The organism is Myceligenerans salitolerans (assembly GCF_017349295.1).
GTDB lineage: Bacteria > Actinomycetota > Actinomycetes > Actinomycetales > Cellulomonadaceae > Myceligenerans > Myceligenerans salitolerans.
In genome coordinates, this window is sequence record NZ_JAFMPK010000012.1 from 1 (window position 1) to 561 (window position 561).

Genomic DNA, 561 nt, shown 5'->3' on the forward strand with positions numbered 1-561 from the left:
GCTTACGCGGCGATGCGCGCGCTGGAGGCCGCTTCGGAGGCGCTGGCCGCCGCGAAGGACGCGATGGAGGCGACCGGACTGCCGGAGTTCTCGGACCTGCGCGACGGCACGCTGCACGCCCGCACGCAGGTCGACGTGCTGTACACGCTCGCCGGGAAGGTGGCCGACCGGCTCGAAGAGCAGACCGCCAGGGGTGAGCGGTGATGGCCGGCCAGACGACACCGACGGCGCGTGAGGTCCATGAGCGCACGGTCGAGGCGCTGGAGCAGGCGTTGCGGCTGGTCGAGGGCGCGCTGGCCGGTGTGGGTCGCGCGGAGAACACGGTCGAGGACCTGCGTCCGTACACCCGGGCGCACCAGCGTGCGGTCGAGCACCTGACGCAGACCAGGCACCGGTTGCAGGACATGTGGGACGACCTGAACGAACGCCTGCACGCCGAACGGGACAGGGACGAACGGTGAACCCCGTCAACAAGGTGCGTGAGTTCCGGGCCACGGTGAACACCACTGTGGCCCGGGCTCGGGCCCGCACCCACGCCGCCACCCTGGGCCGCCCCGGCGT

At 72.2% G+C, this 561-nt stretch carries 2 protein-coding genes; both read left to right on the plus strand.

The genetic code is table 11. The features are described from left to right. A partial coding sequence (locus J0911_RS01480; RefSeq protein ID WP_207273631.1) for a hypothetical protein occupies positions 1-204 on the plus strand: 204 nt, incomplete at its 5' end. Beyond that, complete coding sequence (locus J0911_RS01485; protein ID WP_207273632.1) at positions 204-461, plus strand: hypothetical protein; 258 nt, start codon at positions 204-206, stop codon at positions 459-461. The genes J0911_RS01480 and J0911_RS01485, both read left to right, overlap by 1 nt. The last annotated feature ends 100 nt before the right edge of the window (positions 462-561 follow it).

Excerpts from the sequence above, each read along its gene's own strand:
- J0911_RS01485 (WP_207273632.1), top strand. The coding sequence starts at position 204 with ATGGCCGGCCAGACGACACCGACGGCGCGTGAGGTCCATGAGCGCACG.